Source organism: Paenibacillus sp. JDR-2 (assembly GCF_000023585.1).
Lineage (GTDB): Bacteria > Bacillota > Bacilli > Paenibacillales > Paenibacillaceae > Pristimantibacillus.
The window spans coordinates 1,465,806-1,483,082 of sequence record NC_012914.1 but is presented as its reverse complement, the minus strand read 5'-3'; the positions used below and the strand labels follow the sequence as shown (position 1 = coordinate 1,483,082).

Genomic DNA, 17,277 nt, shown 5'->3' with positions numbered 1-17,277 from the left:
GGTGACAGTATGAAAAAAGTATGGGAAGCGCCAACTTTGGAAGTGCTTGACGTAAAAATGACTTTCGATGGTGATGTAGAGGTTAACTCTGTTACAACATTCCACGGCAGCCACAGACAATAATTCTCTTCACCTCCTATAACGAGAAACCCGTTTCCTGTAAGAGGGAAACGGGTTTTTTACATTCCCTAAACAACAATAAAGCCAACGCTTAAGCGTTGGCTTCGGTCTGGTAGCTTAACAGCTTCCTGAACGTTCCGCGCGTTTCCATCGACAGCTGCATATAGCCGCCTTGCTGCACGATTTCACCATTGTCCAGCACGATGACCTGATCCGCATGCCGGATGGTGGACAGCCTGTGGGCAATAACGATGATGGTCATTTTACCCCTCAGCCGGTCAAGCGCTTCCTTGATCTGAACCTCGTTTTCGCTGTCGAGCGCGCTGGTCGCCTCATCCAATACCAGGATGGAAGGCTTCTTTAATACCGCCCGAGCGAGCACAATCCGCTGCCGTTCTCCGCCGGATAAGCGAACACCACGATCTCCGATAATGGTATCAAGCCCTTCCGGAAGCTTGCGGACGAATTCGTCCGAAGAAGAGAATCGGAGAGCCTCCCACATCTGATCTTCGGTGGCATCCGGAACAACAAGCTGCAGGTTCTCGCGCAATGTGCCATGGAACAGGAAAGGCTCCTGCGCTACATAACCGATAGAATGCCGGTATGCCAATAACTTTTCTTCGGTAAGCGGCTTGCCGTCTACAAGAACTTCTCCTGCTTCCGGCTCGATTAATCCCATAAGCATGTCTACGAAAGTGCTTTTGCCGGCTCCGGATTTCCCGACAATCGCAGACATTTGATTAACCGGTATCGAAACATCTATGTTTCGCAATGCAAGCCGCGAGGAAGACTTATCGTAGCGATAGCTTACATTGGCGCAAGTAATGCTGTCTTTTATCCGAAGAGGCTCTATCTGTCCGGCATCCTGCAACAGAATCGACTCCCGTGCATTCCGGCTCTCCTTCTGCAACTCGGTCAGCACCTGCATGGCGGGAAGCTGCGACATCATCCGCTCCAGACTGGACTGGATCGTAATAAACCTCGGCCACAAACGGGTAAAAATGAGGACAACCAGCAAAAGCTGCTCAGGTGCGACCTTCAGAAGCTTGATCGAAACGTAAGCAAATACGGCAATCAGAACAACTGAGGAAGCCCGGTATAGAAATTGGGAATTGGCATACACACGGTATGCTCTTACGTAGTTCGCCTCGATCTTCCCGCACAACTCCATAAACTTGCGGATATGCGAGTACTCAAGAAGATTGCTCTTCAAATCCTTGATTCCGTTAAAATGATCGCTCAAGCCGGCAAAATAGCTCTGAAACAGCTTGGTGGATTCCTTCCCCAGCTTGGCGGATTTCCGCACAAACTTCCGTGAAATAAGCGACAGCAGCAGCCCGCTGGCAATAATAATCGAAGTAAGCGTTGGGGACAGCCACATCGCAAAGCCAACCTGGATGAGGGTAAAGGCAGCCGCCGACACTAACGACAGCAGCATGCTGATGCCGTTGCTTACCCGGTTAAGCTCGGTAGACAATACCTGATTAAAGTCGGAATTTCGGCGATTTAAAAAGAACTCCCACTTGGCCTTCAATAAAGATTCGTGTGTCTCGATTCTTAGCTTTTTAATATAACGCTGTTCGATTTGTATGCCTAATATCATTTGATTCCGCTGCAGCAGCGCCTGCCCTCCAACGAGCAGAACGTACAGCAGTAGAATAATTGGCAGATTAAGAGGAATACGGGAATGCTGCAGCTTCTCCATTGCGGCCGAGATAAAGGGAATCGCGCCAACATCCATATCAAACGCGCCAATCAAGCTGAGCAGCGGAATGATCAGGAAGATGCCGATTCCCTCAAGGCAGCTGACAAGCAGCATGAACAGCAGATGAAGATACAACCTGTTCCCGGAGGAAGCGTGAAGCTTGCGGACCAAGAGCAGCATCTCATTCACGAGGAGGCCTCCTCTTTAGGCGTCTGCCGCTTCACTTGCCGCCAGAACCATAGGAATGGACGAAGGGGAAAGTATAAAAAGTGCAGCGACCGGGGCAAAGGCAGTACGCTCATATCTTTCGAGCTTGGATACAGCTTGTTGGTCACATAAAGCAGCTTCTGCCGGGGACTCATCGTTGCCAGCAAATAACGGTTGAACAGCACCGCAATGTCTTTGCGCTCCGGTTTTGGATAGAGAACCAGTTCCTCCCGGATAAAAGGAAGCACCATACGCGCAAGCCGTGTTGCCTTAGGTGCGAGCGTCATCGCATGAGCCTCCTCCGGAAGCAGGGTTCCAAGCAGCTGCGTAGCCAGCAAGAACGCCTCCCCTCCAAGCACCCGGTTTCCGCTCTCGTCGAACAACTGGTTTGTTCTGTTCCAATTCAGGAATTGGTTCATCATCCGGTCTATATCAAGCAGCCATTTCAGGGATGACCAGCCATGACGCGTTCCATGCAAAATCAGGTAGACCAGCAAGTCTTCATTGCCTAGCGTAAATACCGACTTATGCAAGGAGCTCGCCTGCCGGCGTGCCCACAACTCTTCAAAGGAAGGTTCGATTACGGTATCCGGATTAAGGCTCCAGTGCAACTCCACTTCAATATTTTTCTCCCTATGAATGTAGGAAACATGATGCGTTTTTCGTTCGGTATTGTTTAATACCTCTTCCTCTTCATACTGCTCTGCAAGAACGTAACCGGCTGACAGCAATTGCTGCACACTGGCGTCCCAGTCCTGCTTAGCGACCAGAATGTCAAGGTCGCCGGAGGTACGTCCGGATACATCGCCATACAGCATAGCGGCAAGAACGGGACCTTTCAGAAATAAAGGCCGTACCCTCCGTTCTTCAAGCAACCCGTTAACACGTTCCATCTCCCCGCGCAGCTGCAGCATCATCATCGTATTACGCGTATAAAGTGTCCGCAGTCTAGCCATTACAAAATCCGGTGTCCACTGCTGCTTGGCATTGAGTTGAACAAGCAAAGGATAAAGGATCGGATAGGTCTCGTGATAAACGGCAAAACGGAGGAACAACGGCCAATCCAGTCCATGGGCGAGCAGCTCAGCCTCTTCCGCTTCCAATTTATTGTCACTGCGCAGCAATCGCAACAAGAAACGCAGTTCGTTTGAAAAAGAGCTAATATCCAGCACCCACGGTTGGCTCATCTCAATTCTCCCCTTGCCTGTTTATCACCTCAGCACTTTTCCAAAAATGCCAACGACGGTGTAACGATCCATAATTTCTGCACCGGTCACCACATGCGGTCCCGTCCGGAGCCAGGCATGTGCGCTCATGGATCCTTTATCATTTTTCATTGTTCCAAGATATAATGTGCTCTCGATCCGGCGCTTCGCCAGCATGTTCATACAGGCAATTGCCATCACGAGACATTTGCTCTCCCACAAGGTATAGCGGCTCATAATCCGCACAGCCCGGGCAATATTACGGATGAGCTCCGTCTCCTCCCCGGAATCCGAGAAGGAGGTTTCTTTCATCGCAACACCAAGTTTCGGAGCCGTTCTCGCAAAAGGAACCGCCTTCATAATACGGGCCTTACCCAGGTTCACAAAAGCTTCCAGCAGCAGCAGCTTAAACGCTCTATCGGAAGCCAAAAATTTTCGCAACCGTCCCATACGGTCGTCACGCTCCCGCGTTGACGATAAGGCCCTGCTCCGCAAGCTGCTTCAGGAAAGAAACCACTTGGTTCAGGCAAACTTCTCTTTCAATCTCGTACTCTTGGCAAAGCCGGTTTACGATCTCTTCCAACGTTGTCGGCGCAGCAAGCAGCTCCCAGATTTCTCCGCCCGAATGTCCCAGATTGAAATATTTGCCGTTCTGAATGCTCATCATTACTTTTTCGCCGCCCATATCGCTAACAAGAAAGCCTTCCGCCTGAACGATACGTTCATGAATCAGCACGCTGGATTGACTCATAATGAAATCATCTCTCTTTCTCTCACGGTATGTAGAATTTGACTGACCAGCTCCGGTGCCGTATATCCGGTAGACGGTCGTTTTATTTGATAAAACGGAATGGCCAGCGCTACTTTGGTTCCGAAGGTAAACAGCCATTGCTCCAGCTTCATTTCCTTTAACACGCGGTCAAGGAAGGAATGATAACGGAACAGCTGCACCCGCTGCAGCGGTGTTAACGGATGAATTCGAACCTGCGGGATATCCGCTTTCTCCAATTCGAATATTCCGGCAAGCGGTACCGGCTCTTTGTGGAACAGGTCCGTAACAGGAACCGCATATTTATCGTAATCTTGCAAGATTGACCGGTAGTCTGTCGCTTCCCGCTGGAAGTATTCCAGGCTCTGACGCCAAAGCTTTTGCTGCGGATAACCGGGATAAGCCGTCAGCTCGTTTGTCTTCTCGTTCATCGCTACCGCAACAATGTCGTCGCTTAGCAGCTTGTAACCCGCCTCCATAAAGGCGGCTCCGAGCGTAGACTTTCCAGCGCCGCAGTCTCCAAGAATGGCGTAAGCTTTGCCGTCTATCACTACGCCGCCGGCGTGCATCGGCACAATTCCTCTGCGGACGAGCAGTACGCTGCAGCATGCGCCAACAATATAAAGACGGAATTGCCTTGGATCCACGTCTTTTAGAGGCATCACCTGAATGAGGTTATATAACACGCGGTAATAGGCTACACCGGGAACATAGATCAGAACCTGCTCCCCATCCGCCCAATTTCGTCTATCCGGCTCCCAATTCGCAACATATCCGCTTAAATCGGCATAAGTAATCCAAGCATCAGGCTCAGATCCGTCATCTGTTGCGGTGAGCAGCTCCGGCAATTCCATTTCGCTTGCGAGCCGTAAACCGTAGGCTGTATACATTCGCTTGTTGTGCTCCATATTGGATCTCACCTATCCCTTTATTTGATACTAATTGTATCAATATAGACCTAAAAAATCAACAAAATGTAGCAAAAAAGGGTATGCTAAGAACTTGCATGTACGCCTGCTTCCACACCGTAATGCTGGAGGCTGCTGCCTAAAGGATCAATCGCGCTTTGCAGGCTGGACAACAGCCGTTCAATAAAGTAACGCTCATTAAAGGATTCCGCATGCTCCCGGATTAACCCGGGATCCCACTCTTTGGTCTCAAACTCCCGCAAGGCATCCATTAATGATTCCGTCGTCTGTTCTTTGAAAAACATGCCGTTTACACCGGCCTTGATCGTATCAAGCGCACCGCCTGCCTGAAAAGCGATAACCGGCCTTCCGCATGCATTCGCTTCCAGAGGGGTGATCCCGAAATCCTCCAGTCCCGGAAACAATAAGGCCCGGCAATGCTGCATATAGCTGGTTACCTCTTCATCGCTCCTTCTTCCAAGAAACTGTACGTTCGGAATTGAAAGGCTCTCGAGCCGCTTCCGGTCATCCCCGTCTCCGACAATAAGAAGCTTGAGTCCAAGACGCGTACAGGCTTCCACCGCGATATCAATTTTTTTGTACGAGACGAGCCTGGAGACAACTAGGAAATAATCTTTAGGCCCCTCCTCGCTTACGGAGAAACGGTCAATCTCTACCGGAGGATAAATGACGGCGGAATCAAGTCCGTAGAACTTCGAAATCCGCCCCTTTACCACGCTCGAATTGGCGATCAGCCGGTCCACCTGCTTCGAATTCGCCTTATCCCACAGCCGAAGCGGATAGGTTAGCCACTTGGCAACCGTCCGGCGCGTCTTCGATACATTCACATTTTCGATATAACCGTCAAAGTTCCAGGCAAAACGCATAGGTGAGTGGCAGTAGCATAAATGTACGGCGTTGCCCGGCTTCCGGATGCCCTTTGCATAAGCGCTGCTGGAGCTTACGATGATATCGTATCCCTTCAGATCGATAGATCTGACCGCAAACGGATAAAGCCAGAAGTACAGCTTAAAGTCCCGTAAAATATTCGGGATATGCTGCATCCAGGTCGTTCGGATATCGGCCGTGCGCAAATCGGGAAGCAGCTTCTCTCGATCTACGATCGTCGTATAGACCGGAGCGTCCGGAAACAGCTTGTGCATAACGCCAACAACCCGCTCCGCTCCGCCCATTTGATTCAAATAATCGTGTACAATGGCAATCCGGTAATTCATTTCGCCACCCCCTTGGTTTGCTGAAGCCCTTTATCTCTACCCGTTCTCTCCCATATCATTTGAGCGTATACTTGTTCCGTCACGGCTGCGGCTTGCTCAATAGAAAAATGTCCGTTGACCCGTTCAACGCTATTTATGCTGATCTGTTTGCGCAGCCTGTCATTGTTCAGCAAGGAACGGATATAGTCCACAAGCTGAGGGACATTGCCCGTCTCGTACAATAAGCCGCTTCTTTCGTGCTCGATAATTTCTCCCACTCCGCCGCCACCGGTAGCAACGACCGGCGTTCCCTGTGCCATTGCTTCAATAATAACCCTTCCAAACGGCTCATTCTCGGAACATAAGAGCAGCAGGTCCGCGGCACAGCATAGCTGATCCACATCATTTCGAAAACCTGTAAACCGGATATACCGCGTGACGTTCAATTCGTCGGCCAGACGCTTTAGCTCCTTGAGATAAAGCATGTTCTCCTCCCGGAACTTCGGCTCCCCGACAATCCATAAATAACTCTCCTCTCCCTGTTGAATTAAGGAATGCAGCGCCCGAATCGCATCCTCCTGCCGCTTCCACGGCGTAATTTGTCCGATTATAACCATTACCTTGCATCCTGCAGGCGTATTTAATTGTCGTCTAAGGTCCACCCTGTATCGCTTTTTCTCCAGCTCGGAGAAATGGCCGAGTACGGCACCGTTATGAATCAGATGAACGGGTCCCGAAGAACTGCCAAAACCCTTCATGACAGGCTCGGAAATCGCTATAAACGCTTGCGCTGCTCTTGCGGCATACATCCGGATTAATTTGCCGACAAGCCCTTCCGGAGGATTATCGTGAAGATGCCAGACCACAGGGATCCGGTGACGCCAGTAGAACAAGGAGGCCATCATCCCTGCACGAAGCGAATTTGCATGTATAACCTCTGCCCCGCCTGCCATGGCCGCATCCGATAACTGTTTACCGGCCCCAATCATTCCGAGAACCCCGGCTGCCAGACGAAGAGGATTGCGGGATAATCTGGCGTTATAGCTCGGTAAAGCAATCGCGGCTAGCCCCGCCTCACGCGCACGCTCCAGCAGCTCGCCTTCCGGAGCCATAATCAATACCTCTGACCGCTGATAATGTGCGGCAGTCACAAGCAAATTAATCTCCGCCCCGCTTACGGAGCTGGTGTGGTTATAATAGGCGATTCTCATCTAAACACGCCTCCCCCTTCCCCGTTTCTCCCGCGCCTCCTTGAACACATCCGTAACCGCAGAAGTCACGGTACTCCAGGTATAATGCTTTAGCACATGGTCGCGGCAGTCTTCCCGCGTCGGCAAAAGGATCTTTCCCCCTAAGGCGTCGATCAACTTGCCGCCGATGGCTTCCGATGTTCCTTCCCCGAAAAGAAGCTCCGGGGAAAATCGGCTTAAGATCTCTTTGGTACCTCCATAAGGAGTTCCAAACACCGGAGTTCCGCATGCCAAAGACTCAATCGTGACAAGGCCAAAGCCTTCGAGCGTAATCGTGGGGACAATGCTGTAATCCGCTGCCTGATACCACTCGACAAGCTCCTCATTGGATACTCTGCCAAGCATCTTTACATGGGCAGACAAACCTAGCTTATCAATCTGCCTCTCGTATTCGCTTCGCATCGGACCATCTCCCGCAATAAACAGAAGCACTTCAGGATGATGGTCCGCAACTATTCTCATTGCCTCGATCAAACGGTCTATTCCCATACGCCGTACAATTCTGCGCGCGCAGAAAAGAAGTCTTTGATCCGACTTGATTCCAAGCTTATTCCTCAGACCCTCCCGGTCCGAATGCGGCTTGAACCGCTCATGCTCCACGGCACCGGGGATAATATGTATTTTCCGGCGGTCTACGCCGTAGTGATCCGTTAAGATATCGCGGAAATATTCGCTTAGCACGATAAAGCTGTCAGACCGCCGGTAAGTGACCTGCTCGACCTGTTTCTTCATTAAATACCTGGCTTCCCGGAATATGGCGGAGCGGTTGTCCTCTTCGATCTTGGATTCCATCGCCCAAGGCCCGTGAAAATGGGTCACGATCGGAATATGATCCGGCAGCGCCTGCCTGGATATCATGGATGCGTAAAGGGCGAAATGGGGATTAAAAACATCGGGGCGGAAGGACTCCAGCGCCTCCAGCGTATACTTGCGCACTGATCTTATCCGGGCCAGCAGACCGCCTTCTCCATGATCAACCGTGTTGGCCACGTTCAGGCTTGTCTCCAGCTTCATGCCCGGATCCGCGACTACCAGCCCAAGCTCTGCATGACCGTGCTCCCGGAGAGCCTGGTTATAATCCACAAAATAACGGTTCAGCCCCCCGGGCTGCAGTTCGTTCCATCCTAATCCGGTCGTCAGAACTTTCATTGGAATCACTCTTTTCTGTCATCCTTATTTATCCGCTAATCGCCTCGCTGCTTTCCTTATGTCTCCTGCCCTTGTTCCTCAGCATCTCTTTCATCCATATCCAGTCTTCCTTGTCATAGAAGAAAGAGGACCACTTCAGCTTCATCTCATAGGAATACAGGAACAAGATAAGCAAGAAGTTAATGAATGCGGACAACAGCAACGAATAAGCCGCTCCAATAATGCCCATGTGAGGAGTAAAGATGTTAATGAACAGAGCATTCATAAATAGTGACAGCACCTTCAGGAGTGTCGCCCTCCCTGGCTTATCCGTTGCCATATAGCCCTGCGCAAGCGTCCATGTCGCACTTGCGACAGCCGTGCTTAAGACAAGCACCCGAAACACCGGGATTGCCCCCTCATAGGAGTGGCCATAGAGGATAAGCAAGGCGTAAGGGGCAAGAAGAATAACTACAGCAACAAAAACGAGCGTAATCACCGTACTGATTCGGTACACTTTAAGCGTGAGCCTGATCGCTTCCTCCCGTTGCAGTCCCGACGCCTGCGGGAACAAGACGGATACGACCGAGGATTGGATAACATCCAGCATTTTCGCCAGACTGAGTGCTACGAGGTAAATCCCTAGACTAGCCGGGGAAAGCAGACCTACAACCAGCACCTGATCGATATAAAAAGATAAAGTGCCTGCCAGGTCGGTTCCGTAAGAGCGGATCCCGTATTGGACAAGCTGTTTGGAAGAATCGATAATATCCTTCTGCTTAATCGAATAGATACGGAGAAGCCTGATCATTGTCCACAGCGTTATCGGCAGTGTTGGAGCAAGATAAGCAACCGAAGAATAAAATGAATTGACATGTCCGGAGATAACCATGAAGCCAAGCAGGACAAGCGTAATAATATTAGGCAGATAACGAATCCGGTTGAACAGCTGGTATTCTTCTCTCGCCTGTAACACAGCATTGTTAATAACGCCAAGAAGACTAAACGGAATCAGAATTAACGCCCAGCATGCAAACTCGACTTTTCCCGGGGAATAACCTTTCATCCATTCGGGAAGGAAGAATAGTCCGCCTATCATCGAGAAAATACCAAGAGTGAAGCACATCCACAGAGAGGCGACGTATAGAGAGCCCTGTTTGCTGCCCTTTTGCTTCATGTAATATACGATCGAAGAAGGGAGTCCAAGCGTTACAATATAGGACAATAGCTGCGGCCACATGATCATGGCAGCCTGCTCCCCGCGTCCTTCCGGCCCTAGGTATCTGGCAACAATAATACCCGTCAGCATATTAAGAACGAGAATAAACACATTGGAAGCGAAAATTTGCGCCATATAGCCGAAGCTATCTTTCCGTTTCAGTATATTTAATAGGGCCATTTTGCGGCTTCCTTTCACGGTTCTACAAGAGGTACAGACTTGCGGACGGCTGCTTCCTCCAGCAAACGCACATATTGCACGGCCATTCCCGACCAGGAATGCTGAAGAGCCGCACTCCTGGCATCAGTGCCCATCCGCCTCAACCGCTCCCGGTCAGCCGCTAAGTGCCGAATAGCTTCCGTCAAGGCTTCCGTATCATCCGGATCATCGATGCCTATTGCAAATTCATCAGCAAATAGTTCGGATGCCCCGCAGATCCGGCTTGCAATGACCGGAGTGCCGGCTGCCATTGCCTCGAGCAGGACAAGCGCAAAAGGCTCGTAACGGGAAGGATAAACAAACATATCCGCGGCCGACATCCAATCGGCCATATTGGTCCGGTAGCCCAGGAATTGTACCCTGCCCGCTATTCCAAGTTCGGCAGCCATTTTCGGATACGGACTTCCTTTCGTATCACCAACGACAAGCAGGCGGACATCCTGAACATTGCTTAGAGCCTTCAGGACGGTATCCAGATTTTTGCGCGATGACTTTATATCGCCGGCGAACAGGGCATAGAGCTTATCATCGTCAAGCTGAAGCTCTGAGCGTGTTGCCCGCTCCGGATAGAATTCCTGCAGATCAACGCCGTTCCATATAACCGCAATCCGTTCCCCGTCAACACCCGCATCCTGAATCAGTTCTTGCCGGACCCGCTCCGACACGGCAACAACAACGGAGGTACGCTTCATTGCATTTTGCTCCAAATAGCGGTTCAGACCCGTATAAATCCATTGATACAAAGTAGAGAGGCTTTTGCGTTCCCGGTAAGGATGATAGCGTGATGCCAGCCATGCGCTATGAACAAAATGAATGCAATTGATATCCGATCTTGCGTAAGTCACAAAGCCATTCACTACGATGAGATCGAGCTGCCTCTTTCTCAATAACAGTTCGAAGGTCGTGCGGACAGCAAACAACTGATTGCGAAGCAGCTCGGTTGGCAACCGGCCTGCGGACACCTTTTTCCATTCCACCCGCGGATGCACAGCGAGGTCCTCCGACAGCTCGGATGCGATAATCATAACTTCGTGTCCCTGTCTAATAGCTTCAAGAATAACCTCGTAATTCACCCTGCCTTGTCCATCGCCTTTTCTCACCTTATGGGTGACGAAGCAGATTTTCATGATTCTCCTTCTCCCCCCGCAAGAAAATCATAGATACAAGAAACCATAAGCATGCCCCGCCGCTTCCCGGCAGGAAATTGTTGCTCATAAGCAGTACTGCGGCACCCGCCATCGAAGCAAATGCGAGATGGTAATATTGACTGGACTTTTTATCTCTTTTTAAGGCGAGAATGGAAAGATAGATCAGGAAACCGAGAAATGTCAGTCCTCCCGGCAAACCAAATGTATAAAAGATGTTCAGAAAGCCGTTATCAAACACCTGCATCGCATTTTCATTCAGCTTTGCGCTAAGGCCCGTACTGCCCAGGCCGTTGCCCATCGGATTAACCGATATCGAATCCAGAATGAATGTCGAGAATGCAAGACGGTCGTTATAGGAGACATCTTTATTCAGATTGCCAAAAGTATCAAATCGATTCGTAATGGTCTCCGCGCCGGGTAATCCCGGCAAAATAAATTGATAACATAAGAACAGCACGACAAGGATAGCGATCAGCTTGAATTTATGGGTAGACTTGGCTTGCAGGAAATAGACCAGAATCATCGCCGCAAGCGCGATCCAACTGCTCCGAACAAGCGTCAGCAGAAACCCGAAAGCGACAATAACCATTCCGATTAGGCCTAATGCACGCCATTTTTTGTTCATGGTCATAACCGCAAGGGCAAATCCGAAAAACACGCCTGCCGGGCCTGGAGAGTTAAGCGTCGAAAACACTCTTACCTTAAGCGGCTCCGGCTTTCCGATCGACAGCATCTCCGAATGAATCATCCAGAACTTATCCCAAGGCGGGATAAGGAAATATTGATAGATGCCGTACAGAGCCACAAGGACGGCAATATAAGAAAAGCCTTTGAGCAGCAAGTCCCTGGTATGGCTTTGGAACGGACTAATATTAACGTAAGCAATAATGAGGAGCGGAGTGGCATAGTTGATTAGATCGAAGCTGGCGGCAATTCCGCCGAATTGAATGATGCCTATCAAAAATCCGTACAGAAGTACAGAGAGAGCGATCGTTTCGATCCGGAGTACCGTTTTTGACAGCTTCCTGAAGTTTTTGACAATTGGGATCAGCATAACGAGGCTTACAAACAAAGGGGCGGTAGATAAGATCGGTGTCTCGCTGTAAGCTCCAAAGCTCCAATCGAGCAGACGCCTCAGTTCTGGATAGATCGACCAAACCGCAATTAAATAGGGCAGGTATAGGACTGGCTTAACCTGCTGGATGAACCATCCAATCAACGTGAGGGCCATAACAATCGAAAGCTGCCACAAGCCAGCAAAATAATCATGCATGGCGGCTAGGTAGCCAATGATCAGCACCATAAGCAAAACGGCGATAATACTAATGCCCTTGAGCAAGATGATCCGGGTACTATCTAAGAGTTTGACCACATTTTCCACGTTTTCCAACCATCCCATCTGCCCGTGTATGTCGTGCGCAATTTCCGAAAGGCGGAAATGCCTTCACGCGGAACCATTCGAATCATTTGCAGCAACCCGGGTGAAGGGCTGCTGCCGACGAGCATACTGTAGAGAAGATAGAATGCTCGTCGGAATGTGCCCGAATGCTTCAGGATGATGTAGGTTTCATTATGTGCCATATTGATACATGCGGTTTCGTTAAAGGCGTTCCGCTTGTCCTCATCAAATCTTTCAGCTGGGTAATGGTTAACGCATACGCTCGGGTCATAAAGGACGCGCCATCCTCCCTGTTTCACGTGCAGACATATGCCGATTTCCAAATGAACCTGAGCGCCGCTGCCTTTGAGCCGGTCGTCAAATCCGATGGAACGGATAGCTTCCTTGCGGAAGCTCATATTGGCCCCTTTCAGAATATCAACTTCTCTGGCCTTCCCGATTCCAATATGATGATTGCCGGACATCCTACCAAACCAATACAACTTTCCGACATCCTCCGACTGACCATATTCCAGCTTGCCGGAATGATAGACCCAGTCCTTTCCTCCAAGAGCCCCCAGCCGGGGATCCATGCCATAATGCTTTTCGATTCGTTCCAGCCAGTCAGGATAAGCAACCGTATCGTCATCCGTCATGACAATGATGTCGCCGGAGGCTTGCCCGAAGCCCTCATTTAATGCTGCCACCGCTCCCGGCTTATGTACAATGGCCTGCCTCAGCAGCTCGGAAGGATGTCCGGAGAGGAATTCGATCGTTTCCTGATCCGAATCTCTTGCGACAACAATGATTTCATCCGGCAGCCTCTGCTGGTTGAACAATCCTTCCAAGCCACTTTTCAAGCTGCTTACACGCTTATAGGACGGGATGACGACACTGATCTTCATGAGTCATTCACTTATCCTTCCTGCGAAAATTTGTTACTTGCTTGTTACTTCGAAGTTCCGTAATATTTCACAAAAGCGATATCTTGCCGTTTCATTTGGTTAAATACCGCTCCTATAATTCGTGACTGTACAAAATCCAGCCTTTCCTTCGCTTTGCGGACATACGCCTTCTTCACTTTCCCCGCATGAATAACAAGAAGAACGCCGTCACAATAAGAGCTCATAATCAGACTGTCCGTGACGGGAAGGACAGGAGGGGTATCGAACAGAATCAGATCATATCGTGCCCTGAGCTCTTCAAGAATGACCTTCATCCGGTGTGATCCCAGCAGTTCCGCGGGATTAGGAGGGGTAGGTCCGGAAGTGATGATTTCCAAATTATCAATTCCGCCATCCTTGATGACTTCTTGCAGAGTGCTTTGAGAGGTCAACAGATTGGTAAGGCCCTGCCTGTTCGTCTGAGAAAAGATTCGGTGGATCGTTGGCTTGCGAAGATCGGTATCAATGAGCAGTACGCGCTTTCCTTCCAAAGCGTAGGCTACTGCCAAATTTGAAATCACGGTTGATTTGCCTTCACCCGATTGGGCTGAGGCGGCCATTAACAGTTGAATCGGCGCATCTACAGAAGAGTATTGAATATTGGTTCTTAGCGTCCGGTACGCCTCTGCTACCGGCGAGCTTGGGTTAAGCAGGACAACTAAACGGTTGTCACTGGTTGATCGACGCATAGACATTGTCACCACCTGCTTCCTTACGAATTAAGACTTGCTCTCCGCGCCGTCCGCGTAAATCTTCCTTTTTCATCTTGCCCATTGCTGCAAGGAGCGGAATGCCGAGCACTTCTTTCAATTCTTCTTCGCTCTTCAAGGTGTCGTCCAGGAAGTGAAGAATTAAGACCAATGCAACGGAAGCAAGCAGGGACAGCACAAAAGCAACCAGAATGCTTGTTACGAGATTGATATTGACCGGATTATGAGGACGGGTATCCTTCACTTTTGCTTCATTAAGAATCGTAATGTTGTCGACATTCATAATTTTCGGAATTTCTTCCTTGAACACGAGCGAGATCGCATTAACGGTCTCAGCCGCGCTTTCATAAGAAGTGGCTTGATACGTCAGGTTAAGCACCTGGGAGTTCTCGTAAGAGTAGACTTGCAAAATTTTGGACATTTCGTATGAGGAGTCTGAGAGGCTAGGGTTTTTCTCCACTACTTTATCGAGTATGGCAGCGGAGCTGATAATCTCTTTGTAGGAATCCATTAGCATCAGGTTGCTCTGAAGCAGTCCGACATCGGGATATCCTTGCTGATACGCACCTGAGGATTGATTGACGATCAGTTTAGCCGTGGCTTCATAGATCGGTGTCGTATAAAAGGAGCTTTTTATCCCCGAAATCACACTTGCAAGCAGAACGAGTATTAGGATAAGCCACCACTTTTTTAGCACAATTCTAAAGTATTGTTTAATCTCCACTTTGCACCTCCGCCAAGGCTTCTTGATACATTATGTATATAACTTTATGATACAATTAGTAGCATGTCAAGCTTAATCTATATGAAAAAACCAGTTATCCCGGCATACGCAGAATAACTGGCTTCCTCATTTTCAAGAACATTTATACGCTTGTTAAGACAACATTGTCACTTGCAATTTCCCGTTTACAAGCTCGATACGGCCTCTTGCCCCCGTCGTTTTGTCGGTCAGGATAAAGGCATCTCCGCTCTCTATGGCAGCTTTCGCGTAGGCATGATTGTATGGAGAGTACGCTGCGTTGTAATCATATGCGACCATGACGGCCGCGATATAAGTCGGCGCGCTTGGGGAAAGATCAAAGAACGAGGCAGAATAGGCATTGGAGTTAGGCGCATATTGTTCATTGCAGGTGATCTTCGTCCATTGATTAACCGTCACGTCGAAGGTGAAATCGTATAGCGTCATCGAGCTGCCAAATTCCAACCGGCTGCGGCAGCGCGCCTGTGGAGAAAGAACATAATATTCAAAAGAAATGTAACGATTTGTATCAACGGCAAGCGGAATCGGATTAAACGGTATGGCGACATACGGACTGTTGCCGTTTGGCGTAATTTTCAAAACCGCAGAAATGCCCTTGTCCACGTAAGTTTTCATCTCTGCGGAGAAAGGTACGGGAAGCGTGCCTAAGTTGGTTACGATGGATAGCGCCGCACCCGTTGTCGTCCAGTTCTTCAGCAGTTCTGGATTCTGGATGAGGTTTCCATGCCCAAGCGGATTATTGGCTTTGGCGCGGATCGATTGCCCGACAAGCAGCGGAGTGGAGTATTGAAGCGACGTATCGATATAGCGCTCTTCAATAACGCAATATTCCGGCTGCAGCCCTGTCAGAATGACATCATCGCCCAAATATTCGATATACGCCGTACCAAGCTGACCAGGCGCACCCGACAGCATAACCGTTCCTTCAGTATCTTTAAAATCGCAGTTTGCCACAGTGCCGAAGTAGGCCCCATAACTTTGCTTCGTATTTCGCGCCTTCAGTGCGTCCGGCAAGGCAAATTCCGTAGCCGACGAATTAAGAGTCGACCAGGACATCCCAAAGCCTGAAATCGAAAGTCCTATCGATAAAGAGGCTGGGAGCAGCTTCATCGCAGCTTCGCCGACATATTCGAACCGCACCGATTCGAAGGTGCCGTAAATCCCGTTTACCACATCCGGCATAGAATTCGAGTCGATCACCTGATAAATGCCATAAGGCGAATAACCCATGTGAACACGCTGGAACGTAACCGCCATTCCTCCATAATGCCCCGCATGCTCTCTGACGCCAATCATCAGGCCGCAGAATGCCCCCGACACCATGCCGCCCTGAATGAAATAATCTTCGCTGTTCCGCATGCAATACATGCCGATGAGTCCATTCCAGGAGCAGTCATAAGATGTCACATGGCCGTCGGTACTGTTGAGCAGCAGGCCGACCTTTACCTGGCGGGTTGCAACACAGCGGAAAATGGGTCTTGCTCCGCCTGCCACCTCGATCGCTGCCGTTCCCGCCGCAAACATCGTATACAGGCTTTGGTCGAACAAGCTTTTGTTTACCCAAGTCGCTAGATTCGCTGTGCCGTACGCTACCGTGCCATAGATGCCAAAGTCCTCAAAATTCGCGTCTATTCCCGCGTTCTCAATACGGATACAAGGAAGCAAATCGGTCTTTGTATCAATCGGATCCCAGAGCAGCAGCGAGCCGGATTGGCCGTCATCCAGAAAAGTAGCCGCCCCGTACATTCCGCGGGAGTTATTCGTTATCGTTTGCCGAATCCGGTATTTACCCACCGGAATAAAGATCCTGTACTTCTTGTTGCAGATCGCCATCGCTGCCTGGAATGCCGCCGTGTCGTCCGTAACCCCGTCGCCTGCCGCGCCGAACCACGTTGGATAGATATCGCCTACCTTTGGCGTTCCCGCAATGGTTCCTCCCGCCGTAATGTCGAAGATCCAATCATAGAGACTGGCTGCAATGGTTCCGTTTACAGTAATCGTAATCCCTTTAGCCGGCTTCAGCCGCGCGCCGCGTGCGAACTCCAGCCTTTTGTTAGCGGGTATCGTAATGCTCTTCTCGATCAGATATACGCCTGGCGGAACAAAAATCGCTGTTGTTGCCGTGTCATTAACAGCCGCGAGGAGAGCATTATAGCTGCCGGCAGCACCGCTGGCATCAGCCCCCTTCCAGCGAATGTTTAACCCCCGCGCACCAAGCTCGTTGTCGAGTGCAGTAAAATTTGCGTTCAATTCGGATGGTTTGACCGTTTCGGATGTTCCCCAGCTGTTCATGCCCATGTTGCTTGTTTTGCCTGTCGCCATACATCCTCCTCCTTTCTTCTCCTCCTTCCATATATGCAGCCAATCTAGCAACGGCAACCGCGAATAGC

At 50.0% G+C, this 17,277-nt stretch carries 16 protein-coding genes; 1 reads left to right on the top strand and 15 read right to left on the bottom strand.

Features of this window, described 5'->3' with window-relative positions:
- Positions 1-9 precede the first annotated feature (9 nt).
- The gene (locus tag PJDR2_RS32840; RefSeq protein ID WP_015842861.1) at positions 10-123 is read left to right on the top strand and encodes a paeninodin family lasso peptide; all 114 of its coding nucleotides are present in this window, start codon (positions 10-12) and stop codon (positions 121-123) included.
- Positions 124-211: 88 nt separating this feature from the next.
- Here PJDR2_RS32840 and PJDR2_RS06480 read toward each other — a convergent pair whose 3' ends face one another.
- The 15 genes from PJDR2_RS06480 to PJDR2_RS06410 all read right to left on the bottom strand — a co-directional run bounded on the left by PJDR2_RS06480 (position 212) and on the right by PJDR2_RS06410 (position 17,209).
- Positions 212-2,014 (bottom strand): ABC transporter ATP-binding protein, encoded by a 1,803-nt coding sequence (locus PJDR2_RS06480; RefSeq protein ID WP_015842860.1) that lies wholly within the window; start codon positions 2,012-2,014, stop codon positions 212-214.
- Positions 2,011-3,219: a nucleotidyltransferase family protein gene (locus tag PJDR2_RS06475; RefSeq protein ID WP_015842859.1), complete on the bottom strand. Its 1,209-nt coding sequence runs from the start codon at positions 3,217-3,219 to the stop codon at positions 2,011-2,013. The genes PJDR2_RS06480 and PJDR2_RS06475 overlap by 4 nt, the downstream gene beginning before the upstream one ends.
- A gap of 24 nt (positions 3,220-3,243) precedes the next feature.
- Positions 3,244-3,687: a lasso peptide biosynthesis B2 protein gene (locus PJDR2_RS06470; protein ID WP_015842858.1), complete on the bottom strand. Its 444-nt coding sequence runs from the start codon at positions 3,685-3,687 to the stop codon at positions 3,244-3,246.
- Between the two features lie 7 nt (positions 3,688-3,694).
- On the bottom strand, positions 3,695-3,988 hold the full coding sequence (locus PJDR2_RS06465) for a lasso peptide biosynthesis PqqD family chaperone (protein ID WP_015842857.1): 294 nt from the start codon (positions 3,986-3,988) through the stop codon (positions 3,695-3,697).
- Positions 3,985-4,914, bottom strand: a complete 930-nt coding sequence (locus tag PJDR2_RS06460; protein ID WP_041613312.1) for a hypothetical protein — start codon at positions 4,912-4,914, stop codon at positions 3,985-3,987. The genes PJDR2_RS06465 and PJDR2_RS06460 overlap by 4 nt, the downstream gene beginning before the upstream one ends.
- 86 nt (positions 4,915-5,000) lie before the next feature.
- Positions 5,001-6,149, bottom strand: a complete 1,149-nt coding sequence (locus PJDR2_RS06455; protein ID WP_015842855.1) for a glycosyltransferase — start codon at positions 6,147-6,149, stop codon at positions 5,001-5,003.
- A complete protein-coding gene (locus PJDR2_RS06450; protein ID WP_015842854.1) occupies positions 6,146-7,339 on the bottom strand; it encodes a glycosyltransferase in 1,194 nt (397 codons plus the stop codon). The genes PJDR2_RS06455 and PJDR2_RS06450 overlap by 4 nt, the downstream gene beginning before the upstream one ends.
- Positions 7,340-8,527, bottom strand: coding sequence for a glycosyltransferase family 4 protein (locus PJDR2_RS06445; protein ID WP_015842853.1), 1,188 nt, complete (start codon positions 8,525-8,527; stop codon positions 7,340-7,342).
- Positions 8,528-8,555: 28 nt separating this feature from the next.
- Positions 8,556-9,905, bottom strand: coding sequence for an oligosaccharide flippase family protein (locus PJDR2_RS06440; RefSeq protein ID WP_015842852.1), 1,350 nt, complete (start codon positions 9,903-9,905; stop codon positions 8,556-8,558).
- Between the two features lie 14 nt (positions 9,906-9,919).
- Positions 9,920-11,071, bottom strand: a complete 1,152-nt coding sequence (locus tag PJDR2_RS06435) for a glycosyltransferase family 4 protein (RefSeq protein ID WP_015842851.1) — start codon at positions 11,069-11,071, stop codon at positions 9,920-9,922.
- On the bottom strand, positions 11,046-12,473 hold the full coding sequence (locus PJDR2_RS06430) for an O-antigen ligase family protein (RefSeq protein WP_015842850.1): 1,428 nt from the start codon (positions 12,471-12,473) through the stop codon (positions 11,046-11,048). The genes PJDR2_RS06435 and PJDR2_RS06430 overlap by 26 nt, the downstream gene beginning before the upstream one ends.
- Positions 12,449-13,375 (bottom strand): glycosyltransferase family 2 protein, encoded by a 927-nt coding sequence (locus PJDR2_RS06425; RefSeq protein ID WP_015842849.1) that lies wholly within the window; start codon positions 13,373-13,375, stop codon positions 12,449-12,451. The genes PJDR2_RS06430 and PJDR2_RS06425 overlap by 25 nt, the downstream gene beginning before the upstream one ends.
- A gap of 44 nt (positions 13,376-13,419) precedes the next feature.
- A complete protein-coding gene (locus PJDR2_RS06420) occupies positions 13,420-14,109 on the bottom strand; it encodes a CpsD/CapB family tyrosine-protein kinase (RefSeq protein ID WP_015842848.1) in 690 nt (229 codons plus the stop codon).
- Positions 14,084-14,848: a YveK family protein gene (locus PJDR2_RS06415; protein ID WP_015842847.1), complete on the bottom strand. Its 765-nt coding sequence runs from the start codon at positions 14,846-14,848 to the stop codon at positions 14,084-14,086. The genes PJDR2_RS06420 and PJDR2_RS06415 overlap by 26 nt, the downstream gene beginning before the upstream one ends.
- A gap of 153 nt (positions 14,849-15,001) precedes the next feature.
- Positions 15,002-17,209, bottom strand: coding sequence for a glycosyl hydrolase family 28-related protein (locus PJDR2_RS06410; RefSeq protein ID WP_015842846.1), 2,208 nt, complete (start codon positions 17,207-17,209; stop codon positions 15,002-15,004).
- Between the last annotated feature and the right edge of the window lie 68 nt (positions 17,210-17,277).